We start from the raw sequence: 19,477 nt of genomic DNA on the forward strand, positions 1-19,477 counted from the left end.
GTTCCCGCACCGGTGAAACTGACGACGCCAGCGGCGATGGTGCAGACGCTGTTGCTCGCCGGATCGATCGTGAAGGCGACAGTCAGGCTCGATGTCGCGGTCGCGCTGGGCGTATAGGTCGCCCCGCCAACGACCGCAGCGACCGGCGCGACCGAGGTAAAGCTGATTGTCTGACTCGTCGCGCTTACCGTGAAGCTCTGCTGGACCTGCGTTGCTGCGGCATAACTGGCGTTGCCGAGTTGGTCAGCGTTGATCCGGCATGTTCCCGCACCGGTGAAACTGACGACGCCAGCGGCGATGGTGCAGACGCTGTTGCTCGCCGGATCGATCGTGAAGGCGACGGTCAGGCTCGATGTCGCGGTCGCGCTCGGCGTATAGGTCGCCCCGCCGACCACCGCGGCGACCGGCGCGGTGGAGGTAAAGCCGATCGCCTGGCTTCCCGCGCTAACGGCGAAGCTCTGCTGGACTTGCGTCGCTGCGGCGTAACTGGCGTTGCCCGGCTGGTCGGCGTTGATCCGGCATGTCCCGGCACCGGTGAAACTGACGACGCCAGTGGCGATGGTGCAGACGCTGTTGCTCGCCGGATCGATCGTGAAGGCAACGGTCAGGCTCGATGTCGCGGTCGCGCTTGGCGTATAGGTCGCCCCGCCGACAACCGCAGCGACCGGCGCGGTCGAGGTAAAGGCGATCGTCTGGCTTCCCGCGCTAACGGCGAAGCTTTGCTGGACTTGCGTTGCCGCTGCATAACTGGCGTTGCCCGGCTGGTCGGCGCTGATCCGGCATGTTCCCGCACCGGTGAAACTGACGACGCCAGCGGCGATGGCGCAGACGCTGTTGCTCGCCGTATCGATCGTGAACGCAACGGTCAGCGCCGATGTCGCGGTCGCGCTTGGCGTATAGGTCGCCCCGCCGACCACCGCGGCGACTGGCGCGGTCGAGGTAAAGGCGATCGTCTGGCTTCCCGCGCTAACGGCGAAGCTCTGCTGGACTTGTGTGGCCGCGGCGTAACTGGCGTTGCCCGGCTGGTCGGCATTGATCCGGCAGGTTCCCGTACCGGTGAAACTGACGACGCCAGCGGCGATGGTGCAGATGGCGTTGCTCGTGGGATCGATCGTGAAGGCGACGGTCAGGCTCGATGTGGCGGTCGCGTTGGGCGTATAGGTCGCCCCGCCGACGACCGCGGCGACCGGCGCGGTCGAGGTAAAGGCGATCGTCTGACTCGCCGCGCTAACGGCGAAGCTCTGTTGGGCCTGCGTTGCCGCGGCGTAACTCGCGTTGCCCGGCTGGTCGGCGTTGATCCGGCATGTCCCGGCACCGGTAAAGCTGACGATGCCAGCGGCGATGGTGCAGACGCTGTTGCTCGCCGGATCAATGGTGAAGGCGACGGTTAGGCCCGATGTCGCGGTTGCGCTCGGCGTATAGGTCGCCCCGCCCACAACCGCCGCGACCGGCGCGGTCGACGTAAAGCCGATCGTCTGACTCGCCGCGCTCACCGTAAAGCTTTGCTGGACTTGCGTTGCCGCGGCGTAACTGGCGTTGCCCGGCTGGTCGGCGTTGATCCGGCATGTCCCGGCACCGGTAAAACTGACGACGCCAGCGGCGATGGTGCAGACGCTGTTGCTCGCAGGATCGATCGTGAAGGCGACAGTCAGGCTCGATGTCGCGGTCGCGCTCGGCGTATAGCTCGCCCCGCCGATGACTGCGGCGACCGGGGCGGTCGAGGTGAAGGCGATCGTCTGGCTGGCATTGCCGACACTCAGACTGAACGTCCGCGCAGCGGTCTGCGAAAGGGCATCGGTTGCGGTGACGGTAAAGGTCGTTGCCGCGAGCGTTGTCGTGGGCGTGCCCGAAAGCTGGCCTGTGGTGGTGTCGAACGCCAACCCGCTGGGCAAGGTGCCGCCGCTGAGCGCGTAAGAGATCGGCGCAAGTCCGCCGCTGACGGTCACCGGCTGGACCGTGGTGATCGCGGTGTTGATGACCGCGGTCACGCTTGGGGTGGCCTGGGCTGCGGCGAGCACCGCAACCGCGGTGAAACTGCTGGTCGTGGAATCGGGCGAGCTATTGCCCGCGGCATCGGCAGCGCGCGCCTTGAGGCTGTGCGAACCTGCGGTCAGCGTCGTCAGCGTGTGCGTCCAGTTCCCCGACCCGTCGGTCGTCGCGGTCCCGTCCGGGGTGCCGTCGAGATAGACCGTGACCGTGCTCGCGGCTTCCGCCGTCCCGGTGACGCTGCGCAGCGAGACTGGGCGGTTCGATCCATTGGCGGGCGTGCTGACGACGGGCGCTGCGGGGGGATTGGCGTCGACCGTCCAACTGTGTGACGCAGCCGAACTGGTCTGCCCGCCGTTGACCGCGCGGATCTGGAAGATATGCGCGCCGGCGGACAGGCCGGTCAGCGTCACCGGGCTGGTGCATGCGGCGTAGCTGCCATTGTCGATCGCGCATTCTGCGGTTCCGCTGGCGAGCGTGAACTGGAAGGTTGCGCTCGCGCTGTTCGACAGTGTGGGCGGCGTCGCGGTGATCGTCGGCGCGGCGGGGGGCTGTGCGTAGGTGAACTGGGTGGAGGCGTTCGTCGCGCTGGTGCCGCCGGGGGTGGTGACCGTCACGTCCACCACGCCCGCGCTCGCGGCGGGGGCGGTGGCGGTGATCTGCGTCGCGCTGTCGACGGTGAAGCCGGTGGCGGCGGTCGATCCGAAGGAGACCGCGGTCGCGCCGGTCAGACCGGTGCCGGTAATGACCACCGACCCGCCGCCCGTCAGCGGGCCCGATGCCGGAGCGATGCCGGTGACCGTCGGAACCGCGGTCGCAGCGGTGTTGGTCAGCGCGAAGGTAGCGGACGCCGCCCCTGCAGCGGCGGAGACCGAATAGGCCCCGGCGGTCGCATTCGCGGTGAACGTCCCCGAACTGGCGACGCCCGTGCCGGAGGCGGTGACCGCGATCGTGTTGCTCGTGTTGCTGAAGCTCCCGCTGGCGCCCGTCGCGGGCGCGGTGAAGGTGACCGTAGCGTTGGGGATCACCACGCTCCCCGCATCGCGCACCGTGACGCTCAGCGGGGTGGCGAAAGCGGTGCCGGTTGCGGCGCTCTGGGAATTGCCCCCGGCAACCGTCACCGTTGCGGCGACCTGCGTGATCGTGGTCGGGTCGCTCGCGGTGGCGGCGCTCCCTGCGTTGCCACCCGACAGCGAGACGCTCGGGGTTAGGCTGGTGCTCGCGGAAATTGCGACATTGGCGCGCAGCGTCAGCGGGTTGCCGGTGCCGCCCGCACCGATCGTATTGGTGTAGCTACACCGTGTCGACGTGCAGCTCCAGCCCAATCCGGTGCCGGACACGAAGCTCAGTCCGGTCGGCAAGGTGAAGGTGAGCGTCAGATTGGTCCCGGTAGCGTTCCCGTTCGCGCTGGGGGTAATCGTATAGTCGACCGTTCCGTTCTGCGCCGGGGAACCGCTGTGCGCCATCGTCACGCCGAGCGACACGCCGGGGTCGACGAAGGGGATGCAGAGGACGGAGATACGCGTGGTGACGTTGTTGCCGTTCGGGTTATCGATCGTCATGGCGATCGCGCGCAAGCCGCTCGGAATCTCGTAATAGCCGGTGAACGTACCCGTCGTCGTGACGTTGGCGCGCGCCGGGATGGCTTGATACGCTCCGCCTCCAGTGCTCAATCCGGCGCGGAACCGGATGCGGGCAGGATCCAGGACGCTGATCGCGGAGACGTCTGCGGTGAATTCTAGACGATCCCCCGTCGTGAAGCTGTACGTCGTTGTGTCGTCGGGCACGAACCCGGTCGAACCAATGACATTGTCCGTATAGGACGTGGTCGTCCGCATCATCGAAAGCGCGCCCGAAGTCCCGCGGTAGCCGCTCGTCGTCCCCGGCTGGTTCGCGTTGGGGCCCACGAGGACCGCGTTGAAATCCAGCAAGCGGGCGTTGACCGCCGAGCATCCGCTACTCTGCGCCATGGCCGCGGCAGGGTGCAGCAAGGCGACCGCCGCCGCCGCTGCCAGAACGGCACGGAGGACGCGCGACGGTCCGTCGACCGCGAGTCTGGGAAACTGAAGCCCGACACCCCCCCGCATCCGCGCCCCCCCTTGGCTAGATGATCAATCGAACTGTTCTGTCGTCAGGTTAGGATATTTCGATTAATTTTTAAAAATCGAAGGATTTAATAATAAACTGAACCATAATTGATGCTTCAGGCTGTACTACAAATGAAGTAAAGTGACAGAACACATGATTTATAGCGTTAAAAATCATTAAAAATGCCAGGGATGGTCAAACCCGACTATGCTCCATAAGCGACGTAACTCGATTGGATCGATCAGTACATGATGCGTATTATGTAAACGGAATGAGGAGGGGTTATGGATCCGTTTATTGGACAAATCATGCAGGTCGGGTTTCGGTATGCGCCGGTCAACTGGCTCACCTGCAACGGGGCACCGCTTCAGATAAGCCAGAACCAGGCGCTGTACGCATTGCTTGGGAACACCTTCGGCGGCACGCAGAACAGCACCTTTTGCCTCCCGGACGCGCGCGGGCGGACGTTCATCGGGACTGGCTCGGGGCCGGGACTCACCCCGCGCTTGCCGGGGGGGGCGGGCGGTGTTGAGGGCGTTGCGCTCAGTATCTCGCAACTGCCTATGCATACGCATAATGCGACGTTCACCCCGACCTCCAACGGCGCTTTCCACGGCACGTTGACCGCCGTTGCGGGGGTTCCCGCGGCGCAGGAAATCGCGATCCCGACGGACGGCTGTTTTCTTGGCTCGGCGGCCGAGACGGATACCCAGCCGGTTCTGTACGTCCCTGCGGCGAGCGCAACGCAGCCGGGCGCGGTCCCGGTCAATCTTTCCGGTGTGCAGGGCAGCGTCACCGCCGGCGGGGGAGCGGTAACGGTCGCGTCGGCCGGCGCATCTGCACCATTTGCGACGATGCCGCCGTTTCTGGCGGTGACCACGATCATCGCCTGCGTGGGGATCTGGCCCGAACAACCCTGATCAGGTGAAGATCGCCTGATACCGTCGCGTCCGCCCCTGCGGGATAAGCTGCGTCACGTGGAAGGGATGCGGACCGCCGCGGCCGCAGTCGAACCAGTAGGTCGCATCCAGCAGCAGCACCAACCATGATCCTTCGAACAGTATCGAAAAGGGCTCGCAGAAATCCGCGCCCACGATCGGCGGCATCCGCTCGATCCGCACGAGCAGCAGGTCGACCGGAGCAGGCGCGGTATCGACCCGGACCCGGCGGCCCACCCAGGGTTGGAAGTCTTCGGGTTTCACCAGGCGCATTCGATCATATCCTCCGGACGGGACAGGACGGTCCGACCGCTTCGTGCCGCAGAATCTGGGTGTTCAGAAGCGGATGGAACGACAACGGACATGGTTGTCGGCCCGCAACCGCGTGACCCGCGCCCGGACAACCGTTCCGATGCACCCGTCGCCCGCACCGGACGCAAGTCCTTCCGGCGATGTGCGGCTACGCGCCGTGCGGCGCGCCGATCATCCCTTCCTGCTGGCGCTATACGGTAGCGTCCGCGCGCCCGAGCTGCGCGGCTGCCTGTGGTCGCGACGGCAAAAAGACGCGTTCATTGCGGATCAGTTCCGGTTGCAACAGGCGCACTACCGGCGCGCGCACCCCGCCGCCGACTATTGGGTGGTCGATCGCATCGACGAGGGCGGAGCGTGGATCCCAATCGGCCGGCTGTCGCTCGACCGCAGCGAAAGCGAATGGCACCTGATCGAACTGTCGCTCCTTCCGGCGGAACGCGGCTGTGGACGTGGAACCGCGCTGGTCCGCTGGATCCAGCAGGCGGCGGAAGCAGGGGCGGCGGATGCGGTGGGGCTGCATGTCGAGATCGACAATTCCGCGGCGATCCGCCTGTATGCGCGCGCCGGCTTCGGTCGGAAGCCGTCGCGCTTTGCGACCCACGCCTTTCTGCGCTGGACGCCGCAGACACAGGCGCAGGACGACGGCAGGCGTAATCCCTAGTTGCCCGAACCGGGCTTGGCCGCCGCCGCCTCGATCTCCGCACCCCACGGGTCCTTCTGCGGCTGCGCGGTGCCCGCCGCCGAAAAGTCCATCAGCGCGTCGCTGTCATGCCGGTACGCCGGCCACACCGGCAGCCCCGCCGCGTTGGGATTCCCCGTCTTCGCGAAGTTGACGATATAGGCGCTGATCGTCTTGCCCATCGCGGCGTCGCGCGGCGTCGTCGCGGGGCCGTATTTGACCCCGGCATTGTCGAAGAAGAACGGAATGTCCGATGCGTGGTCCGCACCGGGGCGGTCGACCGAATTGGCGACATAGGAGAAGCGGTAGGCGTACACCGGCACGCCTTTGCCCGACACCGCGATCGCCGCGCTGCGCGCACCGCCGATCATGAACCCGGTCTTGCCCCCCATGTCGGCGCTGGTTGCACCGATCATCATCGGCACATGCGCAAACGCGCCGCTGGCATAGGCCTTGCCCATATCGACCTGGACGGTGCCGTCGACGACCGGGCCGGTAAAGGTCTTCGGCCCGGGGGCGGGGCGGAACAATTGCATCATGCTCAGCCCGTCGGTGACCTGCTCCGCGGTCAGCGCCCGCAACTTGCCGATCGCGTCGGCATCGCCCGCCGCCACACCGTGCGCAGCCGCGAAATTGACGCCGATCTGTTCTGCCGAGGCGAGCGTCGCATCCGGGGCGGTCATGCCCGCACCGCCCGACATCACGATCGCCTTCGCCACCAATCCCTTCGCCAGCGGCGAGGTCACCAGCGCGTGGACCGACATGCCGCCCGCGCTTTCGCCGATGATGGTGACGTTGGCCGGATCACCGCCGAACGCCGCGACGTTGCGCTGGACCCATTTCAGCGCGGCGATCTGATCCATGAAACCGTAATTGCCGAGCATCCCGCCATCGGGGTTCTGCTTGGTGAGTTGCGGATGCGCGAAGGTACCGAACCGCCCGACGCGGTAGTTGAAGCTGACGAACACGACGCCCTGTTTCGCGACATTGGCCCCCGCATAGGTCGGCGGCGACGCCCCGCCGTTGACGAAGCCGCCACCGTAGATCCACACGATCACCGGCAGCTTGCCGCGCGCCTGCGCCGGTTTCCAGACGTTTGCGTACAGGCAATCCTCCGCGGGCTGCGTGCCGAGCGGGGCTGCGTCGCTGGGGAAGGGGACCTGCATGCAATCATGCGCATAGGTCGTGGCGTCGCGCACCGTCCGCCATGCCGCCACGGGTTGCGGTGCCCGCCAGCGCAACGGGCCGACCGGTGCGGCGGCGAAGGGAACCCCCTTCCAGCTTGCGACGCCGTCGGTCAGCGTGCCGCGGATCGCCCCGCTGTCGATCGTTACCGTCGGCGCGGTCGGTTGGGCGGCACCGATGGCGACGGAGAAGGGGGCGGCTACGACAAGCGCGGTGGCCGCACCAAGGGGGAACAGGCTTTTCATCAATCATCTCCTCCGCTTTTTGCGTGTGTGTATCGCACATCGCGCGAATCACAGAGGGACTTCGCCCCTGCGCCGCGTAATTCGTCGGGGGAGTCAGTCCGAAGTCGTCGCAGCTTCGGCAATTGCGAGCGCACGCTCGACCGAGGCGATCAGATGCGTCGGTCGATACGGCTTGGGAAGCTGCACCGCAGGCACGTCCGTCGCGACCGCGGTCAGGTCGCCGCTGGCGAACACGATCCCGAGCTGGGGACGTTGGGCGCGCGCCGTCCGTGCGAGATCGGGGCCCGACATTCCCGGCAAATTGACGTCGGTGATCAGCACGTCGATCGGCAAGGTCGAGATTGCCGTGATCGCCTCCTCGGCGCTGGCGGCGTCGATCACGGCGAAGCCACTGGCTTGCAGCATTTCGGCACTGCTCATGCGGATCAGATCGTCGTCCTCGACCAGCAGGATGGTACGGCGCGTCACGCGTTCCGCGATGGTGGCAACCGAACTGCCCACATCACCCATCGCAGCGCGGTTTTCCTTGCGCTGCCGCTGGTTGGCGAGAACATGGTTGAACTTCCGCGCGAGCGCCTCGCGGCTATAGGGTTTCGACAGCAGTTCGATCCCGGCATCCAGCTTGCCGCCGTGGACGATCGAATTCTCGGTATAGCCCGATGTGAACAGCACCGCGATGTCGGGCAGCCGCTCGCGCGCCTTGCGCGCCAGCTCGGGGCTTTTCAGCGTACCGGGCATCACCACGTCGGTGAACAGCACGTCGATCAGGATCCCGCTTTCGATCACGCTGAGCCCGCTCGCCGCATCAACCGCCTTGAGCACGCGATAGCCCAGGTCGGACAGCATCTCGACCACGGTGTTGCGCACCTCCGTATCGTCCTCGACGACCAGTACGGTTTCGCTGCCCCCGACGATCGGCCCGATCACCGTCGCTACCTCGATGTCCTCGGACTGCATCGCGCGCGGAAGATACAGCTTGATCGTGGTGCCCTCGCCCACCTCCGAATAGATCTTCACGTGGCCGCCCGATTGCTTGACGAACCCGTACACCATCGACAGGCCAAGCCCCGAACCCTTGCCTTCGCTCTTGGTCGAGAAGAACGGCTCGAACACCTTGTCGATCACTTCGGGCGGCATCCCGCTTCCCGTATCCGATACCGCCAGCATGACATATTGGCCCGGTGTGATGTCATCATGCGCTTTGGCATAGTCGTCATCGAGATGCGCATTGCCGAGTTCGATCGTGAGCTTGCCCTGGCCTTCCATCGCGTCGCGCGCGTTGATCGCCAGGTTGAGCAAGGCGTTCTCGACCTGTGCCGGATCGATGAAGGTGTTCCACAGGCCCCCGGCGACGATCGTCTCGACTTCGATCCCCTCGCCGATCGCGCGACGCAACATGTCGTCCATCGCGCGCACGAAGCGAGTCACGTTGACGACCTTGGGCTCGAGCGCCTGCCGCCGGCCGAACGCGAGCAATTGCGCGGCGAGCTTCGCACCGCGCGAGACACCCGCCATCGCATTGGCGACACGCCGCTCGGCCCGGTCGTTGCCCGCGATGTCCTTTGCCAGCAGTTGCAGATTGCCCGACACGACCTGGAGCAGATTGTTGAAGTCGTGCGCTACGCCGCCGGTCAGCTTGCCGACGGTCTCCATCTTCTGTGATTGCGCAAGCTTTGCTTCGGCCTGGCGGCGTTCGTCGATCTCCGCGATCACGCGCGCTTCCAGTTCCTCGTTGAGCACGCGCAACTGATCCTCGGCGCGGCGACGGTGGAGCGCCTCGCGTGCGAGCTTCTCGGCCTGTTCGCGCAGCGCCGCCTCGGCGGCGCGCTGGTGCGTGATGTCGGTATGGACGCCGACCCATTCGCGGATCTCGCCCGCATCGTCGAGCAGCGGCAGCGCACGCACCACGAAATTGCGCCACTGGCCCGAATGATGCCGCACGCGATGCTCGTGCACGAACATCGCCTTGGCCGCGAGCGCAGCGCGCCACGCCTGTGTGGTCGGCGTGACATCGTCCGGGTGGAGCGCGTCGGCCCAGCCATAGTCCTGATACGCTTCGGTCGACTGACCGGTCAGCGCAGCCCAGCCCGGCTGTTCGCCGGTCATCCGTCCGTCAGGGCTGTTGGTCCAAAGAACGCCGTGGATCGCGTCCATCGCGGTGCGAAACCGGCCGTTACTGATCGCCAGAGCGTCTTCGCGCTGGGCGCGATCCTCAATGTCGATCGCAAGGATATGGACTCCGGGAATCGATCCGTCGGGGTCGACATGCGGAATATAGCGGATCTCGCTGCGCCGGAACGATCCGTCGCGGTGCTGCAGCATCGCTTCGGAGAACAAACGCTCGCCGGCCAGCGCACGCTCGATCGACGGACGGCGCTGTTCGTACAGATCCGGACCGAGCACCGTTTCGACGGTTTCTCCCACCATTGTGTCGGGATCGATGTCGAGCCAGTCGCGGTAGCAGCCGTTGGCGAAGCGGTAGATCTGGTCGCGATCGACATAAGCGACGAGCATCGGCACCGCATCGGTGATCCGGCGCAACTCCGCCGCCGTCGCCGCAACGAGGCGCTCGGCATCGACCCGCGCACTGTTGTCGACCATCGTGCACATGATCCCGCCGACGCGACCCTCTGCATCGTGAACGGGGGTATAGAACATGTCGAGGACCATCGTTTCCTGCCCGTCGGGGCGGTCGAACACGATCGGTTGGTCGCGGTGCGACATACGTTCGCCGCGATAGCCGGCCTCGAGGATCGGACGGTTCCAGTCCCACACGTCGGGGAAGGCGGTGGCCACCGGCATCCCGAACGCCGCCGGGTGACGATCCCCTGCAATCGCGCGATAGGGATCGTTGTACAGCATGACGTGGTCGGGCCCCCACATCAGGACCTTCGCGACGGGAGAATGCAGGATGTTGGTGACGGTCGTGCGCAGTTCGGGCGGCCAATCCTCGATCGGGCCAAGCGCGGTCTTGCTCCAGTCGCGGGCGCGCAGGATGCTGCCGCAGGTGCCACCGTCATGCGGCCATTGCGGATGCGGGCTGGCGGACTGTTTCGCCGTCTCGCGTGCCCGCAACAACGCCATTGCCGCCACGAGGACGTCATCGGCATCGCGGTAAGCACCGGAGGCAATCTGCTCCTCGACGAAGCGATCATATTCCGGCGGCAGCGCCAGGGGGGTGGACTGCGGCAAGGCGGGCATCGAACAATGTGTGGGTGAGGTTAAACCCGCTGTCAATCAACCGCTTGCGAGGATTGCCTTGCACGTGGCGGCTCCGAACGGCGGGATCATGTCACCCCCTGCCGTCTGCGGGAAGCGAGCGCAGCCCGAGCCCCTTCGCGCGTCCTTGCAATTCGGTATCGGCACGGTCGAGCAAGCCGGCATGGGCCAGCAACGCAGCGGCGCCGTCCGAGGAGGCGTGGCGGTTGGTATGGTCCGCGTCGAGGTCTGAGGGCTGCGCGACGAACTGGCTGCCCCATTTGTCGGCCAGCGCGAGAACCTGCTCGATCTGGAACGACGCGTCGCTGACGACCACCGAGGGGAAGGGCAGGCGGTAGGTCGGGCCGGTCCGAAAGCTCGCCGCCGCCGCGACATACGGGAAATCCACCGACAAAGGGGATTCGAATACTGCGCCCCGCACGGAGCGCAGATAGCTGCGCGGCGACAGTTGCGCCCACCAGGATACGGCGAGACACGCCAGCCCCTGCGCCAGAATCACCACCGGCGTCTTGCGGTGCGCGAACGCCGCGTCCAGTTGCAAAGCCCAGCGACCGTTGTGGAATTTGGCGAGGTCCAGCATCACCTGTTCGATCCCGCCCTGCGTCGGCGGGTCGCCTGCCACGCTTACCAGAATGGCGCGTGGCTCTCCCGCATGTTCCGTGGCGTCGAGGCCCATGACCGCTCTCCTGTCACTCGCGACGTATCGATCGACCGTCGCGTGGCGGCCGACTCGTACGCTGCTTGGATGTCAGAGGCTATTCCCACGCGGGGGATGGGCAATAGGCGTGCGCCAAAATGCTGACGATTTGCGCCGAACCGAAAGGTCGCGCGCGGTTGAGAAACGCTTTCGTAATGCTCCGTTCAGGCGAGCCATCCCTCGGTGAACCCCGCCCGCTGGAGTCCGCGCCGGAGATGCGGGTTGCGGTGCATCGTCCGCCAGATCAGCCCGGTCCGCCGGTTTTCGATCATCGCGACGATCGGCCCCTGATCGATCCCGATATAGTCGCGGTCGACCCAGCCGATTCCGGGATCGACATGCCCGTGGCGCATGTCCTGCCGCGCCGTGGTCAGCGTCGGGTTGAACGAGTCGATGAAGCCGTATCGCTGGTAAATGCTGCGACCATAACGCTCGTGCATCGCCGCCGCAGCGGGCAGGACGATTTCGGGCGCGAACGCGATCGACCCGAGCGCAGCGGTCGGCGCGATCGTGCCGTCGTCGCGGTCATCGGGGCCGCGCGCCGAGTAACTGAAGAAGCTGCGGGGAACGTCGTCGACCGTCAGCTTGAAGTCGCCCGGCCCATCGCACGCGGTCAGCCCCCAGCAGTCCGCGCCATAGCCCGCGAACTTGCCCGGATTGGCGATCGCATAGGCACGCTGGCCATAGGTCGCGCGGCGGCTGTTCTCGAAATAATCGATGCCCTTGGTCGCGATGAAGCGGTCGCGGATGCCGCGGAAGTCAACCCAGGTCTGGCTATACTGATGCCCGAACATCGGCGGGAAGGCGAGGTGCGGCTCGCCCCAGCGATCGCTCCACGACGGCGCGAAGCGGTCGGTCCACGCGTTCCACGTGTCGGCCGGCAGCGGGTGCGTCGGCGATCCGAGCGCGAGCAGGTACATCATCAGCGATTCATTGTAGATGTCCCAGTCGCTCGGGATGTAGCCGCGTTCGGGGTGCCACCCCATCGACACGAACGGTGCGCGCGGGGTGAACCACGTCCAGTCGACCGCGGCGTAGATCTGCTCGGCGAGCGCCCGAATCTGCGCTTCGCCCGGATGGTCGCTGTCGAACCAGCTCTGCGCGAACAGCACCCCGCCGAGCAGCAACGCGGTGTCGATCGTCGACAGCTCGGTCTGGCGGAAGCGCGTTCCGCTCTGCATGTCGAGGAAGTGGTAGAAGAACCCCTTGTGCCCCGCGGTGCCGCTGGGAGCGGGACCCTGCGGTGCATTGGCGAAGAAGCGCAGCGTGGCGAGCGTCCGCGCGCGCGCCTGGTCGCGGGTGATCCAGCCGTTGACCACCCCGATCGGATAAGCGGTCAGCGCAAAGCCCGTCGCCGCGATGCTCGCGAAGGACGGCGTCGGCCAGCGATCGGGCGCGAGCCCGGTCGCGGCGTCGGTCGTGTCCCAGAAATACTGGAAGGTGCGGCGTTGCAGGTCGCCGATCAGCGGCTCCTGCGGGGCGATCACCGCTTTGGGCCGCACGCGCTGCCGCGGCGCGGCGATCCCGCCGCTCGCCAGACCGACGAGCGCCAGCCCACCGGAGCCGAGGAAATGCCGCCGGTCGATCATCGGGTGAGCCTCACGCAACACATTCGGACAAAAAAGAAGCGGACGGCGCTGCGACGCCGTCCGCTCGGCAGGGATGCCTTAGAAGCGATACCCGAGCCGGAACTGAATCCGCCGCGGCAGCGTCAGCAGCGACGTGCCGATCCGCGCCGGGTCGAGCGTGTCGGTGACACGGCCCGTGGCGGGGTTGACGGTGTTGTTGAAGAACCCGTCGAAGCCCGAGAAGTTGTTGTTGTTGAACGCGTTCAACACATCGACCGCAGCCTCGAGCGTATCCTTGCCAAACACCGGAATCTTCTTCGACAGCGTCACATTGACCTCGCAAAAGGCGAACATGCCGATGCAGTTCTTCTGCGGGTAGCGCGCGCTGAAATCGTTGAAGCCCGAGGTCGAGCCGTTGGTCCCGTCGGTCACGCGGAACGCCTGCCCGCTGCCGAGCGTGGTGAGCGTGGCGAACTGGAAGCCGAGCGGCAGGTCGACGATCCCCGACACCACGACACGGTGCCGTTCGTCGCCGTCGCGCGGGCGCCAGCCATAGGCGTCCGGCGTGACCTGATCGAGGCTGAACAGGTCGCCGCCGTTCTGCTCGCCCTTCGACAGCGTATAGGCGATGTTGAGGCCCCAGCCCGAGGTCTTGGTGTAATTCTTGTCGAGCGTGACGAACACCGCCTTGTAGCGCGTGTCGAGCCCGTCGAACCCGATCAGCGCGTTGGAGAAGCCGAACTGGGTAAGCGACGACGTGTTGCAGCACGTACCGAACCCGCCGTTGTTGCGGGTCGCGAAGATGTTGGTGTAGCCGTTGCGCCCGCGCTGGTACGACCCCGTCACCGACGCCTCGAACACCCCGATCCGCTGGCGAACGCCGAAGCTGAGCTGGTCGTTGACCGGGGGCTTGGCGTTATTCTGGACCGCGAACAGCTCCGGTGCCCCCGCGCTGGTCGACGCCGCGCGCAGCGCGAGCAGGCCCTCCCGCGTGCCATAAGCGGGATTCCACTGGATCGTCGGCAAGCCGTTGCGCGGTTGGCCGTCCGCCGAGAAGCGGAAGATCCCGACCGGATTGATCGAGCGCGACAGCTCGTCGACGGTGTTGTTGAAGTTGTTGCGATCGTAATAGCGCCCGAACCCGCCGAAGATCACGGTCGTGCGGTCGCCCTTGATGTCCCACGAGAAGCCGACGCGCGGCGCGATGGCCCCGGCGAACGGCTTGCGGTTGGTCCCGGTCGAGATGTAATTCTCGGGATTGAAGTAGGACGTCGACGGCAACGACCGCAACGCCGCCGCCGCCGCGACGGGCGTGACATAGTCGTTGTTGACCGCGTTCGTCTCATAATCCCAGCGCACGCCGAGATTGAGCTGCAGCCGCCCGGTGATGTCCCAATCGTCCTGCGCGTACAGGCCGATCTGCGTGTTCGATCCCTGGATCAGCCCGTTGCCGAGGCCAAGCCGCGCTTCGCCCGGGAAGGTGAAGTTGAGGTTGTTCTGCGGCTCGCGCAGGAAGGAGTAGCGCGGCTGGACGAACAGGCGGTTGTCGAACGTGATGTCGGTGATCTCGACCCGGCCGCCGACCTTGAACGTGTGGCTGTCGATCCCCGAATAGGTGAAGTCGTCGCGCAGCGTATAGCTTTGCTGTACCTGCTTGCGGGTCGAATCCTTGCCGCCGAAAATGATCACGCCGCTATAGTCATAGGTCGGAAGATCGGGATTGAGCGATGTCGGGTTGAACGTATAGGACAGATAGTTGGCGTTGAATTCGTTGACGAACTTATCGCCCTTATACGCCCATTTGAACTGATAGGTGTCGATCGTGTTGCGCTTGTTCTCGGCGTTCTCGAACGACACGTTGCCGCCGAAATTCTGGATGTCGGTTTCCTGGCGGCGGCTGAACGACGCGTCGAAGGTCTGGCGATCGTCCGGGGTCAGCGTCAGCTTGCCGAAGTAGAAATCGCCGCGGAACGGGCTGATGAACGGAGCCTCGAAGTCGGAGAGCCGGCGGCCCGAAACCTGATTGAATTCGTTGACCGCATCCGCCGAACCCGTGCTTTTAACGTTGAGTGCGCGGTTCTGGTCGTTGCCCTCGTACGTGCCGAAAAAGAACAGGCGATCCTTGATGATCGGGCCGCCGAGCGCGACGCCATATTGCTTGCGCGTGAAATCGGGCTTGGGGTTGCCGTCGCGCTTGTCGATGAACGACGTCTCGGACAGGCCCTTGCCGGTGTACTGGCCGAACACTTCGCCGTGGAACTCGTTGGTGCCCGACTTGGTCACCGCGGTGATGATCGCGGACCCGGCCTGCTCATACTCTGCCTTGTAATTCTGCGTCAGCACGCGGAATTCCTGCACGGCGAGCTGCCCGAACGGGTTGCCGCGGCTGTTCTGCTGCCCGGCGATGCCGCCTTCGCTCAGCTTGTTCTTCAGGCTGACGCCGTCGATGAACACGTTGACCTGGCTCGCGGTCGACGCGCCCGACTGGATCCCTTTGCCGGTCTCGCCGTCATTATACTTCACGCCCGGCGCAAGCGCTGCGAACGACAGGAAGTTGCGGTCGGTCTGCGGCAGGGAGCGGATCTGCGCCTGGCTGACGTTGGTCGCGATTTCGCTGGTGCGCGTCTCGGTCAGGCGGCTGCCGGTGACGACGATGTCCTTCCCGCTGCCGCCTGCCGCATCCGGCGTCGCGCCGGGGGGCGCGACGGTTGCGTCGAGCGAGGCGGTCTGGCCGATCGCGACGGTGATGAGCTGGGTCGCGGTCTGCCCGTCGGTCGCGGTCGAGGTGACCTGATACGATCCGGGACGCAGGCCGTTGAGGCTGTAATTGCCGGTGGCGTCGGTGGTCGCGCGGACCGTCTGGTTCGTGTCGCTGCTGACCGCCGCCACGCTCGCGCCCGCGACGGGGGAGCCTGCCGCATCGGTGACCTGCCCGCGGATCGCGGCGGTGCTGGTCTGCGCAAAGGCGGGAACCGCGGCAACGCTCGCGGCGGAGACGGCTGCGCTTGCGAGCAACAGCCGGAGATACTTCTGGTTACGCATACTCATACTCGTGTTCCCTGAACTACGCCCGACTTACGCGGGCTTTTTTTTGTGTCGTTTCTCGCACCATCAGCTCGGGCAACGACATCTCGAGCTGGTGATCCTTTGATCCTGCGATCGCTTCGGTCAGCCGCGCGACCGCGCGCTCCCCGATCCCGGCGATGTCGACGTGCATCGTGGTGAGCGAAGGCGAGATCAGGCGGGACAGCGGAATGTCGTCGAACCCGGCGAGCGCGATCCGCCCGGGCACGTCGACGCCCGCCGCGCGAAGCGCGATCATCGCGCCGATCGCCATCATGTCATTGGCGGCAAAGATCGCGTCGGCGTCGGGGTGGTCGTGCAGGATCTGCGGCGTCAGCGCGGCGCCGGTCTCCTGCATGAAGTCGCCCTCGATGATCCGCTGCGGCAGCCCGGCGGCATCCATCGCGGTGCGGTATCCGGCGATACGCTCGCGCGCCTCGGCATTGCTCTCCGGTCCGGACAGATGGACGATCGCACGCCGCCCGGTCGCGATCAGATGCTCGGTCATCGTGCGCGCACCCGCGACATTGTCGACCTGCAACGTCGGGCGATCCTTCCCCGGCGCAGCGCAATTGACCAGCACCGCGGGGATGTTCGGCGGGATACCGGCCAGCAACAGCGCGGGGTCGATATGCGGCGCCATGATGATCAGCCCGTCGACCCGCCCGCGCATCGTGTGGAGCATCCCGACCGCGCGGTCGCCGTCGTGCAGGTTCGACAGCAACAGGTGCAGCCCGCGTTCGGACGCGGCGCGGTCCATCCCGCGCAGCGTTTCCGAAAAGAACTCGCCGTGCAGGTCGGGGAGGACCACGCCGATCGCATTCGCGCGCGCCATGCTGAGGTTGCGCGCGCCGGCGTGGGGCACGTACCCGAGCGCGGCGGCAACCGTTTCGACATGGCGGCGCAGTTCGGGCCGGACGTTGCTGTGCCCGTTCAGCGCACGCGACACGCTCGCGACCGATACGTCGGCTTCGCGCGCAACATCGCGGATCGTGGCATGCGCCATTGTTCGAGAACACCCTTCCTTTTGAGCGATGCGGAGGATGCTCCCCCGCGTCACATTCCGCCGACTGGGACAGTGGCCCTGCCGATCTCCCTGCTTGATGTAACCGGTTACATCATTCATTAACCGTGTTCAAGACCGGGCGTTTCGGGGCACGGGCAGGGCGGCGGAAGGTCCCCCCAACAGGAGGTTAAGCAATGGAATCGTCGGGCATTTCACGCCGCGCAATGCTACTGGGGGCAGGGGCTGTGACGGCCTGGGCGGCGAGTCCCGCCCGCGCTCTGTTGGCAGGAGTCGACGCGATGGCGGCGTCTCCGATGATCGAGTCGCTGCTCGCGCGGATGACGGTCGCGGAGAAAGCGGGGCAATTGACGCTCAACGCCGCCGCCTGGGCAGGTGGTGCCGCGAACGCGCTTAACCCGACCAAGGCTGGTGCGACGTTCGATGCGCAACTCGGCGAAGTGCGCGCAGGCCAGCTCGGTGGCGTGTTCAACGGCCACGGCACCGACATGGCGCAGCGGATGCAGACCGTCGCGATACGCGAGGCGCGGCTCAAAATCCCGCTGATCTTCGCCGCCGACGTCATCCACGGCTTCCGCACCGTCTTCCCCGTCCCGCTGGCCGAAGCAGGAAGCTTCGACCCCGATCTCGCCGAACAGACCGCGCGCGCCGCCGCGGTCGAGGCGTCCGCCGCCGGGATCGACTGGACCTTTGCCCCTATGGTCGACATCGCACGCGATCAGCGCTGGGGACGGGCGGTCGAAGGTGCGGGCGAGGACGTATTCCTCGGCCGGATGATGGCCGCCGCGCGAGTCCGCGGGTTCCAGGGGACCAAGGGGCTCACCGCCGACGACGCGGTGATGGCCTGCGCCAAGCACTTCGCGGCCTACGGTGCTGCCGAGGCGGGGCTCGACTATAATTCGGTCGACGTGTCCGAACGGACGCTGCGCGCCGTGTATTTCCCGCCGTTTCAGGCGGCGTTCGGCGCTGGCGTGGGATCGACGATGGCGTCGTTCAACGAAATCTCGGGCGTTCCCGCCACCGCCAACCCGTGGCTGCTCGATACGGTCTTGCGCAAGGAATGGGGCTTCGGCGGACTGGTCGTGTCGGATTACACCGGCGACGAGGAATTGATCGCGCACGGCTTTGCCGCCGATGCCCGCGATGCGACCCGGCTGGCGTTCATGGCGGGTGTCGACATGAGCATGCAAAGCAACTTCTACCGCGATCATCTGCCCGCGCTGGTGGCATCGGGCGCGGTGCCGATGGCGCGGCTCGACCAGGCGGTGCGGCGGGTGTTGCTTGCCAAGCAGGCGCTCGGCCTGTTCGACGATCCGTTCCGCCGGATCGACCCCAAGCGCGAACGCACCCGCGTGCGGACCAAGGCGCATCTCGCGCTCGCACGCGATGCGGGGCGGCGCTCGATCGTGCTGCTCAAGAACGACGGCGACCTGTTGCCGCTGCCGCGTTCGAGCAAGCGGATCGCGTTGATCGGTCCATTCGCGCAAGGCCAGCGCGAACTGATCGGCCCGTGGAACGTCTACGGATCGGACAAGGAAGCGGTCGACCTGCTGACCGGGGTTCGCGCGCTGGTCGCCGACCCCGCCTCGGTCACCGCCACCGACGGATCCGGGGTCGACGCGCCGCTTCCCGGTGGGATCGAGGCGGCAGTGGCGGCTGCAAATGCCGCCGATATCGTCATTCTTGCGGTTGGCGAGGCGCAAAACATGTCGGGCGAGGCGCAATCGCGTGCCGATATCATCGTCCCGGCGGCGCAATTGGCGCTGGCTGCGGCGGTTGCGGCGACGGGCAAGCCGATCGTCGTCGCTTTGCGCAACGGGCGCGCGCTGGCCTTGTCGGGTGCGGTGCTCGATGCGCCCGCGATCCTGGTAACGTGGTTCCTCGGGTCGCAATCCGGCCCGGCGATCGCGGACATATTGTTCGGAATCGTCGGGCCATCCGCGCGTCTACCCGTCAGTTTTCCGTATGCAACCGGGCAGGAACCGTACCATTATGCGCACAAATCGACTGGTCGTCCCAACCCTGACGGGCCGCGGGTCGACTATAAAGCGCACTATCGCGAGGTTCCCAACGCCGCGCGCTTCGCGTTCGGGCACGGGCTGACCTACGGCAAGATCGGCTATTCTGGCCTGCAATTGGGCGACGGCAAGCTGCCGTGGGACGGAACGCTCGACGTCCGTGCGACGATCACCAACAGCGGCACGCGCGCGGCGGAGGAAGTCGTTCAGCTTTATATTCATGACGTTGCGGCCAGCATCACGCGCCCGGTGCGCGAATTGAAGGCGTTTCGCCGGGTCCGCCTCGCTGCGGGCGCGCGACAGGAGGTGGTGTTCACGCTCAAGCGCAGTGACCTGCAGTTCATCGGGCTCGACCTCAAGCCGACCGTCGAGCCGGGCCAGTTCCGCCTGTGGGTCGCCCCCTCGGCGCAGGCGGAAGGGGTAAGCGCCTCCTTCGAGCTGGTTGCGGCCTGATC

11 protein-coding genes are annotated in these 19,477 nt (G+C 66.1%); 3 read left to right on the plus strand and 8 right to left on the minus strand.

The annotated features are described in order from the left end of the window. Positions 1–4,073: beta strand repeat-containing protein (locus AC3WJR_RS01425; RefSeq protein ID WP_492721657.1), on the minus strand; the 4,073-nt coding region annotated here is incomplete at its 3' end. Positions 4,074–4,358: 285 nt separating this feature from the next. Here AC3WJR_RS01425 and AC3WJR_RS01430 point away from each other — a divergent pair. Continuing rightward, positions 4,359–4,994, plus strand: a complete 636-nt coding sequence (locus AC3WJR_RS01430) for a phage tail protein (RefSeq protein ID WP_492721658.1) — start codon at positions 4,359–4,361, stop codon at positions 4,992–4,994. Here the strand turns inward: AC3WJR_RS01430 and AC3WJR_RS01435 are convergent, their stop codons facing one another. Continuing rightward, positions 4,995–5,285: a DUF6916 family protein gene (locus AC3WJR_RS01435; protein ID WP_492721659.1), complete on the minus strand. Its 291-nt coding sequence runs from the start codon at positions 5,283–5,285 to the stop codon at positions 4,995–4,997. Positions 5,286–5,424: 139 nt separating this feature from the next. On the opposite strand from AC3WJR_RS01435, the gene AC3WJR_RS01440 reads away from it, so the two are divergent. Next, positions 5,425–5,985: a GNAT family N-acetyltransferase gene (locus tag AC3WJR_RS01440; RefSeq protein WP_492721662.1), complete on the plus strand. Its 561-nt coding sequence runs from the start codon at positions 5,425–5,427 to the stop codon at positions 5,983–5,985. On the opposite strand, the gene AC3WJR_RS01445 is transcribed toward AC3WJR_RS01440, so the two are convergent. The 6 genes from AC3WJR_RS01445 to AC3WJR_RS01470 form a co-directional block, all read right to left on the minus strand. Continuing rightward, positions 5,982–7,433: a carboxylesterase/lipase family protein gene (locus AC3WJR_RS01445; protein ID WP_492721664.1), complete on the minus strand. Its 1,452-nt coding sequence runs from the start codon at positions 7,431–7,433 to the stop codon at positions 5,982–5,984. The two genes, AC3WJR_RS01440 and AC3WJR_RS01445, sit on opposite strands and share 4 nt — an antisense overlap. A 93-nt stretch (positions 7,434–7,526) precedes the next feature. Then, entirely contained in the window at positions 7,527–10,634 is a 3,108-nt protein-coding gene (locus AC3WJR_RS01450) for a PAS domain-containing protein (protein ID WP_492721667.1), read from the minus strand. A 91-nt stretch (positions 10,635–10,725) separates the two neighbouring features. Next, positions 10,726–11,328 carry an alpha/beta hydrolase gene (locus AC3WJR_RS01455; protein ID WP_492721670.1) on the minus strand — a complete coding sequence of 201 codons (603 nt, stop codon included), beginning with the start codon at positions 11,326–11,328 and terminating at the stop codon, positions 10,726–10,728. A 185-nt stretch (positions 11,329–11,513) separates the two neighbouring features. Next, complete coding sequence (locus AC3WJR_RS01460) at positions 11,514–12,938, minus strand: glucoamylase family protein (protein ID WP_492721672.1); 1,425 nt, start codon at positions 12,936–12,938, stop codon at positions 11,514–11,516. A gap of 78 nt (positions 12,939–13,016) precedes the next feature. Continuing rightward, on the minus strand, positions 13,017–15,959 hold the full coding sequence (locus AC3WJR_RS01465; protein WP_492724103.1) for a TonB-dependent receptor: 2,943 nt from the start codon (positions 15,957–15,959) through the stop codon (positions 13,017–13,019). A 22-nt stretch (positions 15,960–15,981) separates the two neighbouring features. Next, positions 15,982–16,986, minus strand: coding sequence for a LacI family DNA-binding transcriptional regulator (locus AC3WJR_RS01470; RefSeq protein WP_492721674.1), 1,005 nt, complete (start codon positions 16,984–16,986; stop codon positions 15,982–15,984). A 194-nt stretch (positions 16,987–17,180) separates the two neighbouring features. On the opposite strand from AC3WJR_RS01470, the gene AC3WJR_RS01475 reads away from it, so the two are divergent. Next, positions 17,181–19,475, plus strand: a complete 2,295-nt coding sequence (locus AC3WJR_RS01475; RefSeq protein ID WP_492721677.1) for a glycoside hydrolase family 3 N-terminal domain-containing protein — start codon at positions 17,181–17,183, stop codon at positions 19,473–19,475. The last annotated feature ends 2 nt before the right edge of the window (positions 19,476–19,477 follow it).

The sequence above is a fragment of the Sphingomonas sp. FW306-05-A genome (assembly GCF_058782275.1).

Coding starts and splice junctions, on each gene's coding strand:
- AC3WJR_RS01450 (WP_492721667.1), bottom strand. CDS start 10,634: ATGCCCGCCTTGCCGCAGTCCACCCCCCTGGCGCTGCCGCCGGAATAT.
- AC3WJR_RS01435 (WP_492721659.1), bottom strand. CDS start 5,285: ATGCGCCTGGTGAAACCCGAAGACTTCCAACCCTGGGTGGGCCGCCGG.
- AC3WJR_RS01460 (WP_492721672.1), bottom strand. CDS start 12,938: ATGATCGACCGGCGGCATTTCCTCGGCTCCGGTGGGCTGGCGCTCGTC.
- AC3WJR_RS01475 (WP_492721677.1), top strand. CDS start 17,181: ATGGAATCGTCGGGCATTTCACGCCGCGCAATGCTACTGGGGGCAGGG.
- AC3WJR_RS01470 (WP_492721674.1), bottom strand. CDS start 16,986: ATGGCGCATGCCACGATCCGCGATGTTGCGCGCGAAGCCGACGTATCG.
- AC3WJR_RS01430 (WP_492721658.1), top strand. CDS start 4,359: ATGGATCCGTTTATTGGACAAATCATGCAGGTCGGGTTTCGGTATGCG.
- AC3WJR_RS01455 (WP_492721670.1), bottom strand. CDS start 11,328: ATGGGCCTCGACGCCACGGAACATGCGGGAGAGCCACGCGCCATTCTG.
- AC3WJR_RS01465 (WP_492724103.1), bottom strand. CDS start 15,959: ATGCGTAACCAGAAGTATCTCCGGCTGTTGCTCGCAAGCGCAGCCGTC.
- AC3WJR_RS01440 (WP_492721662.1), top strand. CDS start 5,425: ATGCACCCGTCGCCCGCACCGGACGCAAGTCCTTCCGGCGATGTGCGG.
- AC3WJR_RS01445 (WP_492721664.1), bottom strand. CDS start 7,433: ATGAAAAGCCTGTTCCCCCTTGGTGCGGCCACCGCGCTTGTCGTAGCC.